This is a genomic window from Actinophytocola sp. (genome assembly GCF_035942955.1).
GTDB lineage: Bacteria > Actinomycetota > Actinomycetes > Mycobacteriales > Pseudonocardiaceae > DASYTH01.
This window is the reverse complement of the sequence record NZ_DASZCQ010000197.1, coordinates 1-15779: the sequence shown is the minus strand read 5'-3', so window position 1 is coordinate 15779 and position 15779 is coordinate 1. Positions and strand designations below refer to the sequence as shown.

At 72.1% G+C, this 15779-nt stretch carries 14 protein-coding genes and 1 pseudogene; 2 read left to right on the top strand and 13 right to left on the bottom strand.

All coding sequences use genetic code 11. The annotated features are described in order from the left end of the window. Window positions 1-581: 581 nt before the first annotated feature. The 9 genes from VGX25_RS19585 to VGX25_RS19545 all read right to left on the bottom strand — a co-directional run bounded on the left by VGX25_RS19585 (window position 582) and on the right by VGX25_RS19545 (window position 7168). Window positions 582-1247 carry a response regulator transcription factor gene (locus tag VGX25_RS19585; RefSeq protein WP_326919278.1) on the bottom strand — a complete coding sequence of 222 codons (666 nt, stop codon included), beginning with the start codon at window positions 1245-1247 and terminating at the stop codon, window positions 582-584. A gap of 99 nt (window positions 1248-1346) precedes the next feature. Then, window positions 1347-1973 carry a TetR/AcrR family transcriptional regulator gene (locus tag VGX25_RS19580; protein ID WP_326919277.1) on the bottom strand — a complete coding sequence of 209 codons (627 nt, stop codon included), beginning with the start codon at window positions 1971-1973 and terminating at the stop codon, window positions 1347-1349. A gap of 9 nt (window positions 1974-1982) precedes the next feature. Further along, the gene (locus VGX25_RS19575) at window positions 1983-2885 is read right to left on the bottom strand and encodes a hypothetical protein (protein ID WP_326919276.1); all 903 of its coding nucleotides are present in this window, start codon (window positions 2883-2885) and stop codon (window positions 1983-1985) included. A gap of 102 nt (window positions 2886-2987) precedes the next feature. Beyond that, window positions 2988-3575, bottom strand: coding sequence for a pyridoxamine 5'-phosphate oxidase family protein (locus VGX25_RS19570; RefSeq protein ID WP_326919275.1), 588 nt, complete (start codon window positions 3573-3575; stop codon window positions 2988-2990). A gap of 7 nt (window positions 3576-3582) precedes the next feature. Continuing rightward, window positions 3583-4356 (bottom strand): zinc-binding dehydrogenase, encoded by a 774-nt coding sequence (locus tag VGX25_RS19565; protein ID WP_326919274.1) that lies wholly within the window; start codon window positions 4354-4356, stop codon window positions 3583-3585. A gap of 225 nt (window positions 4357-4581) precedes the next feature. Beyond that, a complete protein-coding gene (locus VGX25_RS19560) occupies window positions 4582-4887 on the bottom strand; it encodes an antibiotic biosynthesis monooxygenase family protein (protein ID WP_326919273.1) in 306 nt (101 codons plus the stop codon). Next, window positions 4884-5750, bottom strand: a complete 867-nt coding sequence (locus VGX25_RS19555; protein WP_326919272.1) for an SCO6745 family protein — start codon at window positions 5748-5750, stop codon at window positions 4884-4886. Before VGX25_RS19555 ends, VGX25_RS19560 begins: the two co-directional genes overlap by 4 nt. 49 nt (window positions 5751-5799) lie before the next feature. After that, window positions 5800-6402, bottom strand: a complete 603-nt coding sequence (locus VGX25_RS19550; RefSeq protein ID WP_326919271.1) for a hypothetical protein — start codon at window positions 6400-6402, stop codon at window positions 5800-5802. Window positions 6403-6487: 85 nt separating this feature from the next. After that, window positions 6488-7168, bottom strand: a complete 681-nt coding sequence (locus VGX25_RS19545) for a Crp/Fnr family transcriptional regulator (protein WP_326919270.1) — start codon at window positions 7166-7168, stop codon at window positions 6488-6490. A 244-nt stretch (window positions 7169-7412) separates the two neighbouring features. On the opposite strand from VGX25_RS19545, the gene VGX25_RS19540 reads away from it, so the two are divergent. Together VGX25_RS19540 and VGX25_RS19535 are read left to right on the top strand one after the other, a co-directional pair. Next, window positions 7413-9998, top strand: a complete 2586-nt coding sequence (locus VGX25_RS19540) for a bifunctional FO biosynthesis protein CofGH (protein WP_326919269.1) — start codon at window positions 7413-7415, stop codon at window positions 9996-9998. A 111-nt stretch (window positions 9999-10109) separates the two neighbouring features. Continuing rightward, complete coding sequence (locus tag VGX25_RS19535) at window positions 10110-10706, top strand: RICIN domain-containing protein (protein WP_326919268.1); 597 nt, start codon at window positions 10110-10112, stop codon at window positions 10704-10706. 18 nt (window positions 10707-10724) lie between these two features. Here the strand turns inward: VGX25_RS19535 and VGX25_RS19530 are convergent, their stop codons facing one another. From VGX25_RS19530 to VGX25_RS19515, 4 genes and pseudogenes are all read right to left on the bottom strand, one after another. Next, window positions 10725-13739: an AfsR/SARP family transcriptional regulator gene (locus VGX25_RS19530; RefSeq protein WP_326919267.1), complete on the bottom strand. Its 3015-nt coding sequence runs from the start codon at window positions 13737-13739 to the stop codon at window positions 10725-10727. Window positions 13740-13800: 61 nt separating this feature from the next. Further along, window positions 13801-14688 carry an AfsR/SARP family transcriptional regulator gene (locus tag VGX25_RS19525; protein ID WP_326919266.1) on the bottom strand — a complete coding sequence of 296 codons (888 nt, stop codon included), beginning with the start codon at window positions 14686-14688 and terminating at the stop codon, window positions 13801-13803. 79 nt (window positions 14689-14767) lie between these two features. Continuing rightward, entirely contained in the window at window positions 14768-15604 is an 837-nt protein-coding gene (locus tag VGX25_RS19520; protein ID WP_326919265.1) for a class II fructose-bisphosphate aldolase, read from the bottom strand. Further along, window positions 15585-15779, bottom strand: a pseudogene (locus tag VGX25_RS19515) (1-phosphofructokinase family hexose kinase); the annotation flags it as partial. The gene VGX25_RS19520 and the pseudogene VGX25_RS19515, both read right to left, overlap by 20 nt.

Here is a 15779-nt window from a genome sequence, read left to right as displayed (position 1 = left end):
GCCGTGCGCTGACCCAACGTCAATCCCATCGCTCACGATGAGCCACCCCACCCCACCGGCCACCGGCGACACGCCGCCACGCGGGCATCCCTACGTGAGGCAACGACCCACCCATCCGGGCATTTTCGATGAGTCAACGCGTTGATCTCCACGGCCGTTTCCGCTGGTAGACTGGCCGTGGGGTCGCCCCCCGTGGAGCGGTGGGGGCTGGGTAGAGGAGGCCGGTGTCGGAGCGTTGGGCCTGCCCGGCAGGGTCCCGGCGTGATCGCCGAGATGGCGGTCAGGTCGCCCGGATCGGGTGTTGAAACGACGGCTGCGCGCTGCGCGCGCAGCGCGCAGCCCAGCCGTCGTTTCCACGAGGCGATCTTGGCGACTTTGCCGGGGTCCTGCGGTGGAGTGGTGGGCTGGGTAGGAGTCGTGCGCGGCGCGAAGATCAACTGTGGATCGAGCGGGAGTCCGGTGCAGGCCGGCTGCCTGGGGGTCGCCGGGTTGGTGGGGTGCCGTGGTGCGTGACTGATCTACGCGGAGGCGCCTTCCCGTAGCCGGGTTTGGCGGGACCCCGGCCGGGTGCGGGAGGCGGGTCAGTCGCGGGTGAGGGTGGCGGCGCGGAGCTCTTGGCGGAGGCGGGTGGCGTAGACGGCGGCCTCGGTGCGGCGGTCGAAGCCGAGCTTGTGGAGGAGGGTGGAGACGTAATTCTTCACCGTCTTCTCCGCGAGGTAGAGCTGGGAGGCGATCTGGCGGTTGGTCATGCCCAGGGCGATCAGGTCGAGGATCTTGCGTTCCTGGGGGGACAGGGTGCGGTAGCGGGGGTCGCCGGAGCGGCCGTTGCGGAGGCGGTTGAGGACGGTGGCCGTGACGCCGGCGTCGAGGAGGGAACCGCCGGCGCCGAGGGTGCGGACGGCGGAGACGATGTCGTTGCCGGACACCTGCTTGATCATGTAGCCGGCGGCCCCGGCCATGATGGCGCCGAAGAGGGCCTCGTCGTCGGAGTATGACGTCAGCATCAGGCAGGCGGGGGGTGGGGTCATGGCCGAGCGGATGTCGCGGCAGACCGTGACGCCGTCGCCGTCGGGCAGGCGGACGTCGAGGATGGCCACCTGGGGGCGGGCCGCGGGGATGGCGGCGACCGCCGTCGCCGCGCTGGAGGCCTCGCCGACGACCTCGATGTCCGCCTCGACGTCCAGCAGCTGCCGGATACCCCGACGGACGATCTCGTGGTCGTCCACGACGAAAACGGAGATGGTCACGAGTGCGCCTCCACCGAATCGGCCCCTGTGCGGTCTAGTTCGAGCACCCCGGGCCCCTGAGCCATATCGCCACACACACGCTGTGTGATACACCACCCCCTACGAGCTGACAGCGGGTGACAATGCGGCCTCCACCAGTAGGCGAAGGTCGGCTTTTGCCCGCTGCCAACGTGCCTCCAGCTCCGATCGATCGGACATTGACACACCCAACAGGAGTATGCCCCGCACGGTGTCCATCGCGGTGTACATGATGTGCCGGAAGCGGGGATCGGCGGCGTAGTCCCCGAAGGCCGCCTTCGCGAACTCCAGCAGCGACGCCCTCGCGTCCGGCTCGACGGCGGTGAGCTGCTTGCGCAGCTCGGGATCGGTCCGGGCGGCCACCCACATCTCGATCGTGGCGTACTGGATCGGGCCCTGATGGACCTCCCACATCAGCTCGAGCGCGGCGTCGATCGGGTCGGCCGCCCGGCGGATCGCGTCGATCTTGTCGAAGGCCAGCTCGGTGCGCTTGGCCGCCAGGTGCCGCACGGCCGCGGCGACCAGGTCGGCGCGGGTGGGGAAGTGGTGCACCTGGGCGCCGCGGGTGACTCCGGCCAGCTCCGTCACCTTGGTTGTCGTCGTGCCCGCGTAGCCGTACCGGACGAGACACTCCACGGTCGCGTCGAGCAGCCGCCTGCGCATGGCGGCGCTGCGTTCCTGCTGGGTACGACCGGTCTTCGAGGCCATGCCGGCAGTCTATTGATGCGCGCGCCGCAGCAGCCCGTAGAGCGTGACCGCGCCCGCCGCGAGCACCGCGCCAAGGCCGAGGATCGACGCCAGGGTCGCCACCGGCGGCGCGGCCAGCGGCGGTATGTCGGCGACCGACTCGACCACGACCACCGCGGTCAGCAGCGTGTAACCGGCGACGCAGAGCCGCACGATCCGCAGCCGCAACCGCTCGGGCCAGCGGGTGAACGTGAGCAGCCAGGCCACCGCGGGCACCACCAGGATCGCGTGCATGGGCACGGCGTGCGCCGGCTTGAGCGCGCCGGCCGTGGTGTAGGCGACCTGCGGGTCGGTGGCGCGGGCGACGGTCCCCGTGGCGATCATCGCGGCGCCGATGCCGAGCGCGACCAGCAGCGCCACGAACCCGAACCGCAGGGCCAGCCGTATGCTGGGCCGGGCGTCGGCCACCGCGCCGAACGCGGCGATCGTCCAGGCCGTGACCGTGACGACGATGACCCCGCCGCCGGCGGCCAGCGTCGCGGTGATGACCGTGTCCAGGCCGGTCTCGAAGTTGAAGTGGGACGGCACGCCGCGCCACGCCTGGGTGGACACCAGGGTCACCTCGGCGATGGAGGCCGCGGTGAAGGCGCCGAGCAGGGTGGCCCTGATGCGCGGCCGCAGCCGCAGAAACGAGGTGGCCCAGGTGAGGGTGGCCAACGTCAGGCCGAACGACAGCCCGAACGTGGTCGGCTTGCGCAGCGACAGCGGCCCGGTCCAGGTGCCGCCGGAGATCACCAGCACGGCCAGGTGCACGAGGCCGCTGGCGAACAGCACGGCGCTCACCACGTAGGCGAACCGCTCCACCCGCAGGCCGTCGGTCCACGACCGGCGAAGCGTCCGGCCCATCGAGCCCAGCTGAGCTGTGATCGACATCGTGCTCACCTCCGACCAGCAGAATGGCCGGCCGAGGCGGCGTCTGTCGTCGGCGCCGGAACGGCTTTCTGGCTACGCCGGGGCGGGGAGGCGGCGTACGCGTCAGGACGTAGCCGGGCGGGCTGGCAGCGGAAGCGGCAGCGCGGGCAGGCCGTCGATGCTGACCGGGTTGTGCTCCTTGGCCGCGCAGTACGCGGCGAACTGCGCGTCGGTCTTGCGGCCGAAGTACCGGGCGTGCAGGTCGCGGTCCTCCCGGTAGTCCATGAGCGGGACCGCGTAGCCGCAGGAGTCGCTGATCCGGCGCGCGGTCACCACGATGATCGCGCGCAGGCCGGGACCGTCGGCGCCGGCGAAGTGGGGGAGCAGCTCGGCGAAGCGCGGGTCGTCGCGGAAGACCGGCTCGCCGGTGCCGTGCAAGCGAACGATCGTCGGCGGGCCCTCGAAGGCGCACCACATCAACGTGATCCGCCCGTTCTCCCGCAGATGGGCGATGGTCTCGGCGTGGCTGCCGCCGAAGTCCAGGTACGCCACCGTCTGCTCGTCGAGCACGGCGAGTGTGCCGGCGCGGCCCTTCGGGGACAGGTTGACGTGCCCGTCCCCGGATAGCGGCGCGGTCGCCACGAAGAAGACCTTCTGGTTCTCGATGAACGATCGCAGCCGGCCGTCGATCCGGTCGTAGAGCTTGCCCATGCCCCGATTAGACCAGCAGCAAGGTCTTACCGAGCACCTCCCTGGCCTCGATCGCGGCGTGGGCGTCGGCCGCCCGCTCCAGCGGGAAGGTCCGCCCGATCACCGGCCGCAGCCGCCCGGCCGCCGCCTCCGCCAGCGCCCGCCCGGTCAGCCGCCGCTCGTCGGCGAGCGCGGCGTGGATGTCCCCGATCCCGCGCAGCGTGATCCCGCGCCGCGCGGCCTCGTCCGGATCGACCTGCGCGAAGCCGCCGGCGGCCGCGCCGTGCGCGGAGAACCGGCAACCGGGTGCCGCCACCTCGGAGGCGGCCAGACCGACCTCGCCCCCCGCCCCGTCGAGGACCACGTCGGGTCCCTTGCCGCCGGTCGCCTCGCGCGCACGCTGCGCCCACCCCGGCTCGGTGTGGTCGAGCACGACCTCCGCGCGCAGCTCGTCCACCAGGTCGAGCTTCCGCTTGCCCCGAGCGGTGCCGATCACCCGGCCGCCGGCCGCGTGCGCCAGCTGCACGAGCAGCACCCCCATGCCGCCCGCCGCCGCGGTGATCAGCACCCACTCGCCGGGCTGGATGCCGGCCGCCTCGAACAGCGCCATCCCGGTGAGCCCGTCGTGGATGAGCGCCGCCGCTTCGCGCAGGTCCATCCCGTCGGGCACGGCCACCAGCCGCGACGCGTCCGCGACCGCCCGCTCGGCGTAGCCGCCGTACCGGTCGGTCCTGGTGATCACCCGCCGGCCGATCAGTGCCGAATCGACACCCGGCCCGGCGGACAGCACCGTTCCGGCCACCCCGCCACCCCGGCACGTACGGCGGCGTCACGTGGAAGTACTCGCCGCCCCATCCGCTGCGGATCCGCGTCTCGACGAACAGCGTGTCCGCGACGGCCACCGCGACGACCACCTGCCCCGCCCCGGGCACCGGGTCGGGAACCTCTCTCGGCACCAGCACCTCGGGACCGCCGAACTCGTCCACCCGCACGGCTCGCATGGACGCAGTCTTCGACCTCGACCTAACTAGAGGTCAAGGGCAACCTCGTGGTGTGAGACGCGTTCGTCCCACCGCGACAGTGCCCGGCGGGCCGCGTCCTCGAGCACGGCGAGATCGAGGTCGTCGCCGGCGAAGGCGCGGACGGCGTCGAGGTCGGTGAAGAAGGTGATCGAGGTGAACAGGACCTCGGGGCCGTCGTCCGTGCGCAGGAGCCGGGCGCCGCGGAAGCCGGCCACCGTGCGCAGCTGCCGGGCCACGTCGGCCTCGTAGTGGCGCTGATAGTCGTCCGCGGTCTCGGCGGGCGCCCAGCCGCGCCAGATGCGGGCGATCATCGGTTGGTGAAGCGGGGGTCGGCGAAGATGCCGTCCGGAAAGGCGCCGGCGGCGACGATCTGCTTGCTCAGGGCCGCGCCGAGGTCGTGCAGGCGTTCGGCCTTGTCGTGACCGAGTCGCGTCCATGGGCGCTCGGCGAGCCGGTTCGTGCCGTCCTCGAGCTCCTGGCGCAGCGCGGTTCCGCGCCGGGTGAGCCGGCCGGCCTCGTCGATCACCCCGTCCTGGCGCAGCCGCTCGGCGGCCTCGTCCCACTGCTCGTCGGACCAGCCGCGCAGCTTCTTGGCCGCCGGCACGACGAAGCCGCCGCCGGTCGCGGTGTGCGTGATCAGCGCGGGCAGGCCGTCGACGCCGTGGCCGACGAGCACGACCACATGGCCGTCGCCGCGGAACTCCCGCAGCAGGGTGACGGCATGCCACAGCGCCACGTGCGGCTCGGCCGGCCAGTCGAGCTGGGCGTGCGCGGCGTACATCGGCCGCCCGTCGGCGACGCAGCCGTCGGCGGCCTCCCGTGCCAGGGTCGCCGCCTCGGCCAGCTCCGGCGAGGAGATCGTCTCCGGCCCGAGCAACCGGCGCAGCGCGGCGTCCACCGCCTCGAACCGTGTGGCCACAATGGTTTCCGGGCTCGCCAGGGTCCACGCCGGCGGAACGAGGCGCGCGATCAGCTCGGGGTTGAACGTGTAGAACACCCCGGACACCGCGCCGAGCGTGACCGCCCCCAGCGGGGCCACCCGGCTGGCCAGCGCGCACATCCGGCCCGGCTTCAGCCCGATCCCGGTCATCAGCTCCTGCAGCTCCGGCGCAAAGTTGATCATCGCATGCAATGGCTCGAGGACCCGGTGACACCGCTCCGCAACATGATCCATGCGCCGACTGTAGCCCTCCCCACCGTGCGGTCACGGTGGCGCCGTTGCGCTAACTTGCCAGGTGGAGGTCGTTCCCGGGTGGCTCGGCGAGATCCGGCAGGCGCAGCCAGGCCCGGCCGTCAAGTTCCTTGACCTGAACCACGATCGGGACATAGCGGAGGTGATCGACGAGGCCGGGATGCTGCTGGATCACGGTTCGAAACCACAGGTCGGACACGCACAGAGCCAGATCCGCGCCGGTCAGCGCTTGGCGGAGCTGTGGCAGATCGACCAGCCGGCACACGGTGTTCAGCTCGGTGCCGACCCAGTTCTTGCCGTCGTCGCTGACCTCGCCCGCATGCAGGGCCATCCGCAGCCGCATGGCGACCGGCTCCCGGCTGCGCCGGTTGTGCGTGCGCAGACCGGCGCGCAGCTCCCGGACGAACCCCCCGGCGACGGTCACCTTGCTCACCTGGGCGGGAATCAGCAGCACGACGCTGTCGCCCCGATCCACCCTGTGGCACCGTTTCCAGCAGATGCCGGCACCGTCCGCCGCGTCCCTCAGCAGCTCGTACATGCGGTCGCGCAACCACTGTTGATCGGCGTCGCTGCGGGTGCCGAACCCGTCGATATCCACCGCCGCCAGGGCGTAGTGGATGGGCAGAGTTGACATGAACTCTCCAAATCATGGACGTTTTCTGCTGCTGCCATGAAAGCGCTGTCGACGACGCAGTGAGGGGTCAGTTGACTCCGCCGGGTCAAACTTGGTCGGGCGTGACGATGGTGCGCAACAGGGCAAGATCACGTATCACGATCTCCCCGCGGCCCATCGAGATCACTCCATGCCTGGTGAAGTCCCGAAACGCGCGCGACACGGTCTTCTTCGACACGCCGGCGGCGCCTTGGACATCCCGCTGGGACAGGTGAAGCTTGATTGATCCGTCGCCGTCCGGCTCGCCGTGCTGCTCGGCGAACTCGAGCAGCATCCGGCCGACCCTGCCGATCGGTGAGTAGGCGCCCAGCTCGACCCGACGCCGGTCGGACTCCCGCACGCGCGCGATCACGATGCGCAGCAGGGTGAACAGGATGTCGCCGCGGGTCTTCAGCAGCCGGTGGAACTGCGCCGAGGGGATGATGCGCGCCTGCACCGGAGTCAGCGCGATGACCGAGGCGCACCGCGGCCCCTCGTCGATGCAGCCGAACTCGCCGATCAGGTCGCCGGCGCCGCGCAGGGTCAGCACGGAGCTCTTGCCGGTCTCCGATTCCGCGGCCTCCACCTTGACCTTTCCGCTCTCGATGACGACCACGAACACCGACCGGTCGCCCTCGCCGACGATCCGGTCGCCCTGACGGTAGGACCGGGGTTGCCCGGCCCTCCGGAACGCCGCGAGTTGCTCGGACGACAGGGCGGGGAGCTGACCCCGGGGCTCCGTGACCATCGTTCCTCGAGCGGGCGATCGGCGGTTGGGTGCGCACTGCGTTAGCTACCGGATCTCACGCACCGGAGGAGGGTGCGTGCGCACAGTGGCCTGGACCTGGCTAGGAGCTGTCCAGTTCGGCTGCCGGAATGAAGGGGAGCGGTGCTCGGTTGGGGATCTAGCGACGGGCGTCACACGGCGGAGGGTCGGTGATCGTGGATAGGTTGGGTCAGGTCGGCAGCCTGATCGTGGGAGGTTACCCATCGTGACCGAGGGGTTCGTACCCACCGAGGCGTCCCTCCGCCGCGCGCTTCGGCGGGCGCGGGACGGCGTCACGCTGGATCCGGTCGAGGCCGAGGTGCTGCTGCACGCCCGCGGGGAGCAGCTCGAGGCGCTGTTCGCCGCGGCGGCCCGGGTGCGCGACGCCGGGCTGGTCGCCGCCGGCAGGCCCGGCGTGATCACGTACTCGGGCAGCGTGTTCGTCCCGCTCACCAGGCTGTGCCGGGACCGTTGCCACTACTGCACGTTCGCCACGGTCCCGCACCGGCTGCCGGCCGCGTACCTGAGCCCCGACGAGGTCCTCGACATTGCCAGGGCGGGCGCGGCGCAGGGGTGCAAGGAGGTGCTGTTCACGCTCGGCGACCGGCCGGAGGAGCGGTGGCCGGCGGCCCGGACGTGGCTCGAGGAGGCCGGGTACGCCGACACGCTGTCCTACGTGCGGGCGATGGCGATCAAGGTGCTCGAGGAGACCGGGCTGCTGCCGCACCTCAACCCCGGGGTGCTGAGCTGGACCGAGCTGCAGCGGCTCAAGCCGGTGGCGGCGTCGATGGGGATGATGCTGGAGACCACGGCGGAGCGGCTGTGGTCGCAGCCCGGTGGCCCGCACTACGGCTCGCCGGACAAGGCGCCTGCGGTCCGGTTGCGGGTGCTGGAGGACGCCGGCCGCTCGGCGATCCCGTTCACCACCGGCATTCTGATCGGCATCGGCGAGACCCTGGCCGAACGCGTGGACTCGCTGTTCGCCATCCGCAGGGTGGCCCGCGCGTACGGCGGCATCCAGGAAGTGATCGTGCAGAACTTCCGCGCCAAGCCGGATACCGCGATGCGCGGCATGCCCGACCTCGAGGCCGCCGAGCTGGCCGCCACGGTCGCCGTGGCGCGGCTGATCCTCGGGCCGAAGATGCGCATCCAGGCGCCGCCGAACCTGATCGGCGACGAGTTCGAGCTGCTGCTGCGCGCCGGGATCGACGACTGGGGCGGGGTGTCGCCGGTGACCCCGGACCACGTCAACCCGGAACGCCCGTGGCCGCGGCTGGCGGAGCTCGCCGCGCGCACCGGCGGCGCCGGCTTCACGCTGGCCGAGCGGCTTCCGGTCTACCCGGAGTACGTGCTGCGCCCGGAGCCGTGGCTGGATCCGCGGATCCGCCCGCACGTCGCGGCGCTGGCCGACCCGGGGACCGGCCTCGCGGTGGAGGGGCGGGAGCCGGTGGGCATTCCGTGGCAGGAACCGGAGGTGGCGCTGGCGGAGTCCGGCCGCACGGATCTGTACGCCACGATCGACAGCGCCGGGCGCAGCGGTGACCGCCGCGACGACTTCGACTCCGTGTACGGGGACTGGGAGGAGCTGCGGTCCCGGGTGGGACCGCAGCGGCGCGTTGCCTCCGCACCGGCCGACGGCGTGCGGCCGGAGTTCCTGACCGCGCTGCGGCACGCCGAGTCCGACCCGAGTGGACTGTCCGATTCGGACGCTCTGACGCTGCTGTCGGCCGCGCCCGGCGCCGAGATCGACGCCCTTGCCCGGCTGGCCGACGACGTCCGGGCGGACACCGTGGGGGACGTGGTGACCTACGTGGTCACCAGGAACATCAACTTCACCAACGTCTGCTACACCGGCTGCCGGTTCTGCGCGTTCGCCCAGCGGCGCACCGACGCCGACGCGTACACGCTGTCGCTCGAGCAGGTGGGGGAGCGGGCCGAGCAGGCGTGGAGCGTGGGCGCGACCGAGGTGTGCATGCAGGGCGGCATCCACCCGGATCTGCCCGGCACGGCCTACTTCGACATCGCCGCCGAGGTCAAGCGCCGCGCGCCGGGGCTGCACGTGCACGCGTTCTCGCCGATGGAGGTGGTCAACGGGGCCAGCAGGGCCAATCTGTCCATTCGGGACTGGTTGGTCGAGGCCAGGGCGGCCGGGGTGGACTCGCTGCCCGGCACGGCCGCGGAGATCCTCGACGACGACGTGCGCTGGATCCTGACCAAGGGCAAGCTGCCCACCGCCACCTGGATCGAGGTCGTGACCACCGCGCACGCGCTCGGCATCCCGACCTCCTCGACGATGATGTACGGCCACGTGGACAACCCGTCGCACTGGGTCGCGCATCTCAAGCTGATCGCGCGGCTGCAGGAGCGCACCGGCGGGTTCACCGAGTTCGTCCTGCTGCCGTTCGTGCACACCAACGCGCCGCTGTACCTCGCCGGCATCGCCCGCCCCGGGCCGACGCGGCTGGAGAACCGGGCGGTGCACGCATTGGCCCGGCTGCTGCTGCACGGCCGGATCGCCAACATCCAGACCAGCTGGGTGAAGCTGGGCGACGAGGGTGTGGTGGAGGTGCTCCGCGGCGGGGTGAACGACCTGGGCGGCACCCTGATGGAGGAGACGATCAGCCGGATGGCCGGGTCGGAGAACGGCAGCTACAAGACCATCGCCGCCCTCGAGGCCCTTGCCGCGGCTGCCGGGCGCCCGGCCCGCCAGCGCACCACCACCTACGGCGAGGTCCCGCCGGAGCGCCAGGCCACCGCAAGGGCGCACGACGGGGTGTGGCGGCCGAAGCTACTGCCGGTCGTCGGGGGCTGATCGCTGGCCGGCGTCGCCGGTTTGTGAGCGATATGTGAACCGCGACGACCAGTGTCACATCCGGATCGGGCGAATCGCCCCGGTCGCCTCGATGGATGAGAGGACACGGATGTGAAGAAGACAAGAGCGCTGATCGCCGCCATGCTCCTGGGTGCGGTCACCCTACTGCTGGCCGCTCCGGCGAGCGCCGCGAGACCCGATCCTTCCCCGGTCGGAAGCATGGGGATCCCGAAAGACGCCGTCAGCCTCAAGGCGTCGTCGGTGCGGCCCCTGGCCGCGGTCCACCTATGGTTCGCCGACTCCTTGAAATGCATCGACAACCCCAACTACTCGACGGTCAGCGGAACCTGGCTCGATCAGTGGAGCTGCGTCGATCAGACGAACGAGCTGTGGTTCCTCGATTACGGGTTCACCGCCGGTGGGTACGACTTCTTCCGAATTCGCAACGCGTACAGCGGGCTGTGCGTCAACATCCAAGGCGGCAGCGGCGCCGATGGAGCCCCGGTCATCCAGTACACGTGCGGCGACTACGCCAACGAGTACTTCGTGTTCTGGGCTGACGCGAACGTGCCGACTCCGTTCTACTGGGTCCAGGCGTACAGCAGCGGCAAGGTTATCAACGTCACCGGTGGCGACGACGCGAATGGGGCCAAGCTCATTCAGTACTTCCGGTGCTACTGCACGAATGAGTATGTAGCGCTGTACTGACGGGCATGGCGGCAGAGGTTACTGCCGGTCGTCGGGGGCTGATCGGAACATCCGCCGGGCGGTCGTGACGAGCAGTCGGAAGCCGGCCTCCTCGGCGATGGCGAGCGCCTCGCGCGCGAGGTCCCGTGCGTCGTCGAGGCGGCCGGTGTGCCGGTGCGCGTCGGCCAGACCCAGCAGGGCTTCGGTCTCGTAGTAGCGGTAACCGCTCCTCCTGGCGGTCTCCAGCGCGTCGCGATGCCGGGCCACGGCGTCGCCGGCCGCGCCGAGCCGCAGGGCGGTGCGGCCGGCGGCGTTGCGCACGGCGGCCGCGACCCAGTGGTAGGTCGTGCCGACGTCGACGATGGCGAGGGCCCGCGCAAGCAGGTCCGCCGCCGCGGCCGGGTCGCCGGCGCCGGCGCTGAGCTCGGCCAGGAAGGCCAGGCTGATCGCCTCCAGGTCCCGGTTGCCCAGCACCCTGGAGTCACGCAGGCACTCGGTGAAGCTGGCCGTGGCCGCGGCCGCCTCGCCGAGTTGCGCCTTGGCCGTGCCAAGGCCGTGCAGGGCGGAGCACTGTCTCGGCAGCGAGTCCAGCTTCCGGCCGATCTCGAGGGACTTGCCGAAGTAGCCCACGGCCTCGTCCAGCAGCCCCTGGTCCAGGTAGGTGAAGCCGAGGATGAGGTAGATGTGGGACAGGTCGGGCAGCGAACCTTCCGCCGCCATCAGCACGTGTGACCGTTCGAGGAACTCCAGCGCCTCCGGGAGGATGCCGAGCTCCATGTGACCCTGCCCGAGGTAGGCCAGCGCCCTGGCGGCGCCCTTCGTCCACCCGACCCGGCTGGCGAGCCCGTGGGCCCGACGGCTGTGGTCCAGGTACCCCGGCAGATCCCCCAGCGCGTAGCGGGCGATGGCGTGGTTGAGGTACATGGCCGCCCGCCCCCGGTCGTCGTCGAGCTTCCCGGCCGCAATCAGTCCACTGTGGATCAGAGCCCGCCAGTCGCTGCCGAGGTGGGCCCGGGCGCCGAAGTAACCGCGGAGGGTGTCGGCGAGCCGCAGCGCCGTGGTGAGCAGGCCGCGGTCGAGCGCGTCGCCGACGGCGGCGGTGAGGTTGGGGCGCTCGGCGTCCAACCAGGCCCACGCCTGCGTGCGATCGGCGAACGTGGTGGGCTCGCCGGAGTGCTCCTCCAGATGCGGGCTGTACGGGTGAGTCAGGTGCACGGCCTCCTGCGTGGTGGTCAGGTACCAGTCGAACAGCCGGCGCACCGCGGCCGTGGTGTCCGATGTGGACTCGTCGGCCGCGCAGCGCTCCCGCGCATAGTGCCGGATCAGGTCGTGCAGCCGGAACCGGCCCGGGGCGGGGCAGTCCACCAGGTGCGCGGCGACCAGCCGGTCGAGCCGGCGCACCGTGGCCGGTTCGGGCGCCGCGACGAGGGCGGCGGCGGCCGCCGGGGTGACGTCCGGCCCCGGGACCAGACCCAGCCGGCGGAACATGCGCTGCTCGTCGGGTTTGAGCGCCAGGTAGGACAGGTCGAACGCGGCCCGCACGGCCCCGCGCCGGTCGCCCTCCAACTCGAGGGCGGACAGGCGGGCGCCGTCGCGCAGCCGGGCCACCGAGTCGGCGATGCGCTGCCGCGGCCGGATGACCAGCTTTCCGGCCGCGACGCGCAGCGCGAGCGGAAGGTGGCCGCACAGCTCGGTGAGCTCTGCGGCCGCCTTCGGCTCCGCGCGCACCCGCTCGCTGCCGAGCATGGTGTCCAGCAGTGCCAACGACTCCGCCGGGGTGAGCACGTCGAGCGTGAGCTCCCGCGCGCCGTCGATAGCCACCAACCCGGTGAGCTGGTTGCGGCTGGTGACCAGCACCCGGCAGGACGGCGATCCCGGCAGCAGCGGCCGGACCTGGTCGGCCGTCGCGGCGTTGTCCAGCAGCACCAGCATGCGCCGGCCCGCAACGGTGGAGCGGTACAGCGCCGACCGCTCCTCGAGGTCGTGCGGGATCTGCACCGGCTGCACGCCGAGGGCGCGGAGGAACTGGCCGAGCGCGTCACCGGGATCGGCCGGCGGCCGGTCGGGGTCGAAGCCGCGCAGATCGAGGTACAGCTGGCCGTCCGGGAAGTGGCGGCTCATCCGGTGGCTCCAGCGGACCGCCAGCGCGGTCTTGCCCACCCCGGGAGGACCGTGGATCGCGGCGACCGTATCCGGTCCGGACAGCAGACCGTCCAAAGTGGCCATGCTGGACGCGCGGCCGGTGAACGACGCGACGTCGGCGGGGAGCTGGCGTGGAGCAGTCCATTGTGGACGGATTGAGCAGGCCTCCGGCTCCCCCCTGAGGATCCGCTCGTGCAGCCGTTGCAGCTCCGGACCCGGCTCGATGCCGAGCTCGGCGGTCAGCAGGCCGCGGACCTCCCGGAAGCGCTCGAGCGCCTCGGCCTGCCGCCCGGATGCCGACAGCGCCCGCATCAGCTGGCCCCAGAACCGCTCGCGCAGCGGGTGGTCCCTGGCCAGCGCGGACAGCTCGGCGACGAGGCCGTTCCGGCGTCCCAGCCGGAGATCGAGCTCGATGCGCCGCTCGAGCACGCCCAGCCGCTCCTCGGTCAGCTGCGGCAGCTCGTCGCGGCGCAGCTGCTCGGACGGGATGCCCGCCAGCGCCGGCCCGCGCCACAGCGCCAGCGCCTCGCGCAGGGCCGCCGCGGCGGCGGCCGGGTCCAGCCCGGCCGCGCGCTCGACCAGGTCCCGGAACCGCAGCAGATCCACCTGGTCGACCCCCACCTCGATCAGGTAGCCGCCCGGCCGGGTGTGGATCAGCGTCGGCGACCTGGTGTCGTCGCCGAGCGCCTTGCGCAACCGCATGACGTAGGTGGGCAGGCTGCCGCGGGCCCGGCGGGGCGCGGCGCCGTCCCACAGCCGGTCGATCAGCGCCTCGACCGGCACGGTCCGGTTGGCCCGCAACAGCAGCGTCGCCAGCAGGACCCGCAACCGGCCGGCCGGCACCGGAAGCGGCTCGCCCCGCCGGGTGGCCTCGAAGTCGCCGAGGAGCCGGAAGTACGGCATATCGGTCATCCGCTCGGTCCGGCCCCCTTCGGCGTGGTCGGCGGCACAGGAAGGTAGCACCGAAGCCCGGTCAGCGCCGTGGGCCGGCCGGGGTGGGCCAGGCCCGCGCCCACCGGTCACGGCCGCGGGCGCGTTGCCAGCCGCACCGGCCCCAGCCCCGCGACCACGGCCCGCTCGCCGTCGCCCACCAGGCCCGGTCGTCCGGTGGCCCCCCGGTCCGGGTCTGCTCGGCCGCGTGCAGGCTCGGGTCCTCGCGCAGCATCGCCGCGTGCAGCGCGCGCAGCTCGGCGCCCGGCTCCACGCCGAGCTCCTCGACCAGCAGGTCGCGGACCTCGCGGTAGCGCTCGAGCGCCTCGGCCTGCCGCCCGGACCGGAACAGCGCCAGCATGAGCTGCAGCCAGAAGCGCTCCCGCAGCGGGTGCTCCCTGGTCAGCGCCGCCAGCTCCACCACGAGCTCCCGGTGGCGACCCTGCCGGAGGTCGAGCTCGATGCGCCGCTCGAGCGCCTGCAGCCGCTCCTCGGCGAGCCGCGGGACCTCGTCGCGCCGCAGCGACTCGGACGGGACGTCGACCAGCGCCGGCCCCCGCCACAGCCGCAGCGCCTCGTGGAACGTCTCCCGCTCGATGAGCTCCCGGAATCGGTGGAGATCCAGCTGTTCCGGCCGAATACCGATCAGATAACCGCCCGGCCGGGTATGGATCAGTTCGGGCTCGGCGCCATCGTCGCCAAGAACGCGCCGCAGCCGCATAACGTACGTCTGCATCGTCGTCCGCGCGCCCTTTGGCGCGTGCGCACCCCACAATCGGTCGACCAACTCGTCCACGGACACGGTGTGGTTTGCCCGCAACAACAACGTCGCCAGCAGCACCCGAAGCTTCCCCGACCCCAGTTCGATGCGTTCCGATCCGTTGGTGATCTCCAGGTCGCCGAGCAGCCCGAATTCCAACCTCGAAGTCATTCCCCAGTCCCTCTCGTCATGCGCGCATCGCCCCACGCCGCATCAACCACCCTAACCCTACCGGCGGGCCCGCTGCCGCCTAATTCGTCGCCCTGATTACCGTGAGAATGCGCGCGACCTCGGCGGATATGGCAGCTCGGGCCGGGCGCAGATATGTGCGGGGGTCGACGATGTCCGGGTGGTCGGCCAGGTAGCCGCGAACGGCGCGGGTGAACACGGCGTTCAGGCGGGTGCCGATGTTGATCTTGGTCATGCCGGCTTCCACCGCGCGGGTGAGATCGGGGTCGGGGACGCCGGAGGAGCCGTGCAGGACGAGGGGGACCGGCACGGTCGCGCGCAGGCGGGCGATCAGCTCGAGGTCGACGGCGGCGTCCCGGGTGAGCATGGCGTGCGAGGTGCCGACGGCGACGGCGAGCGCGTCCACGCCGGTGGCTGCCGCGTAGTCGCGGGCCTCGGCCGGATCGGTGCGGGCGCCGGGGGAGTGCACGCCGTCCTTGCCGCCCACCTCGCCCAGCTCGGCCTCGACGAACACGCCGTGGTCGTGGCAGTAGTCGGCCACCTTCGCCGTCGCGGCCACGTTGTCCACATAGGACATCGGGGACGCGTCGTACATGACCGAGCCGAAGCCGAGCGCGACCGCCCGGTGCACCAGGTCGACGTCGGTCGCGTGGTCGAGGTGCACGGCGACCGGTGTGGCGGCGGCCCGCGCCACGGCCAGGGTGGCCAGCGCCAGGGGCTCCAGTGCGCCGTGGTAGCGCACCGCGTTCTGGCTGATCTGCAGGATCACCGGGGCGCCGGCCGCCTCGGCCCCGGCCACCAGCGACTCGGCGTGCTCGAGCATGATCACGTTGAATGCCCCGACGCCCCGCGAGCGCGCCGCCGCGGCGGCCATGAGCTCACCGGTCGGCGTGAGCATGGAGCTCTTCCAGCACGACGCCCGGCCGCAGCCGGCGGTAGGTGGGCAGGTCCACGTCGCCGGCGACCGGTGCGGCGACCGCCGCCGCGGACAGCGCGACCGCCTCGGCCAGCAGCCGCGGCCACGGCGCGTCGGCGGCCAGACCGGCGGCGAGCGCGGCCACGCAGGCGTCACC

Bases quoted from the DNA above. Each gene is read 5' to 3' on its own strand.
- VGX25_RS19580 (WP_326919277.1), bottom strand. From the start codon at position 1,973: ATGGCCTCGAAGACCGGTCGTACCCAGCAGGAACGCAGCGCCGCCATG.
- VGX25_RS19575 (WP_326919276.1), bottom strand. From the start codon at position 2,885: ATGTCGATCACAGCTCAGCTGGGCTCGATGGGCCGGACGCTTCGCCGG.
- VGX25_RS19570 (WP_326919275.1), bottom strand. From the start codon at position 3,575: ATGGGCAAGCTCTACGACCGGATCGACGGCCGGCTGCGATCGTTCATC.
- VGX25_RS19560 (WP_326919273.1), bottom strand. From the start codon at position 4,887: ATGATCGCCCGCATCTGGCGCGGCTGGGCGCCCGCCGAGACCGCGGAC.
- VGX25_RS19555 (WP_326919272.1), bottom strand. From the start codon at position 5,750: ATGGATCATGTTGCGGAGCGGTGTCACCGGGTCCTCGAGCCATTGCAT.
- VGX25_RS19550 (WP_326919271.1), bottom strand. From the start codon at position 6,402: ATGTCAACTCTGCCCATCCACTACGCCCTGGCGGCGGTGGATATCGAC.
- VGX25_RS19545 (WP_326919270.1), bottom strand. From the start codon at position 7,168: ATGGTCACGGAGCCCCGGGGTCAGCTCCCCGCCCTGTCGTCCGAGCAA.
- VGX25_RS19530 (WP_326919267.1), bottom strand. From the start codon at position 13,739: ATGACCGATATGCCGTACTTCCGGCTCCTCGGCGACTTCGAGGCCACC.
- VGX25_RS19525 (WP_326919266.1), bottom strand. From the start codon at position 14,688: ATGACTTCGAGGTTGGAATTCGGGCTGCTCGGCGACCTGGAGATCACC.
- VGX25_RS19520 (WP_326919265.1), bottom strand. From the start codon at position 15,604: ATGCTCACGCCGACCGGTGAGCTCATGGCCGCCGCGGCGGCGCGCTCG.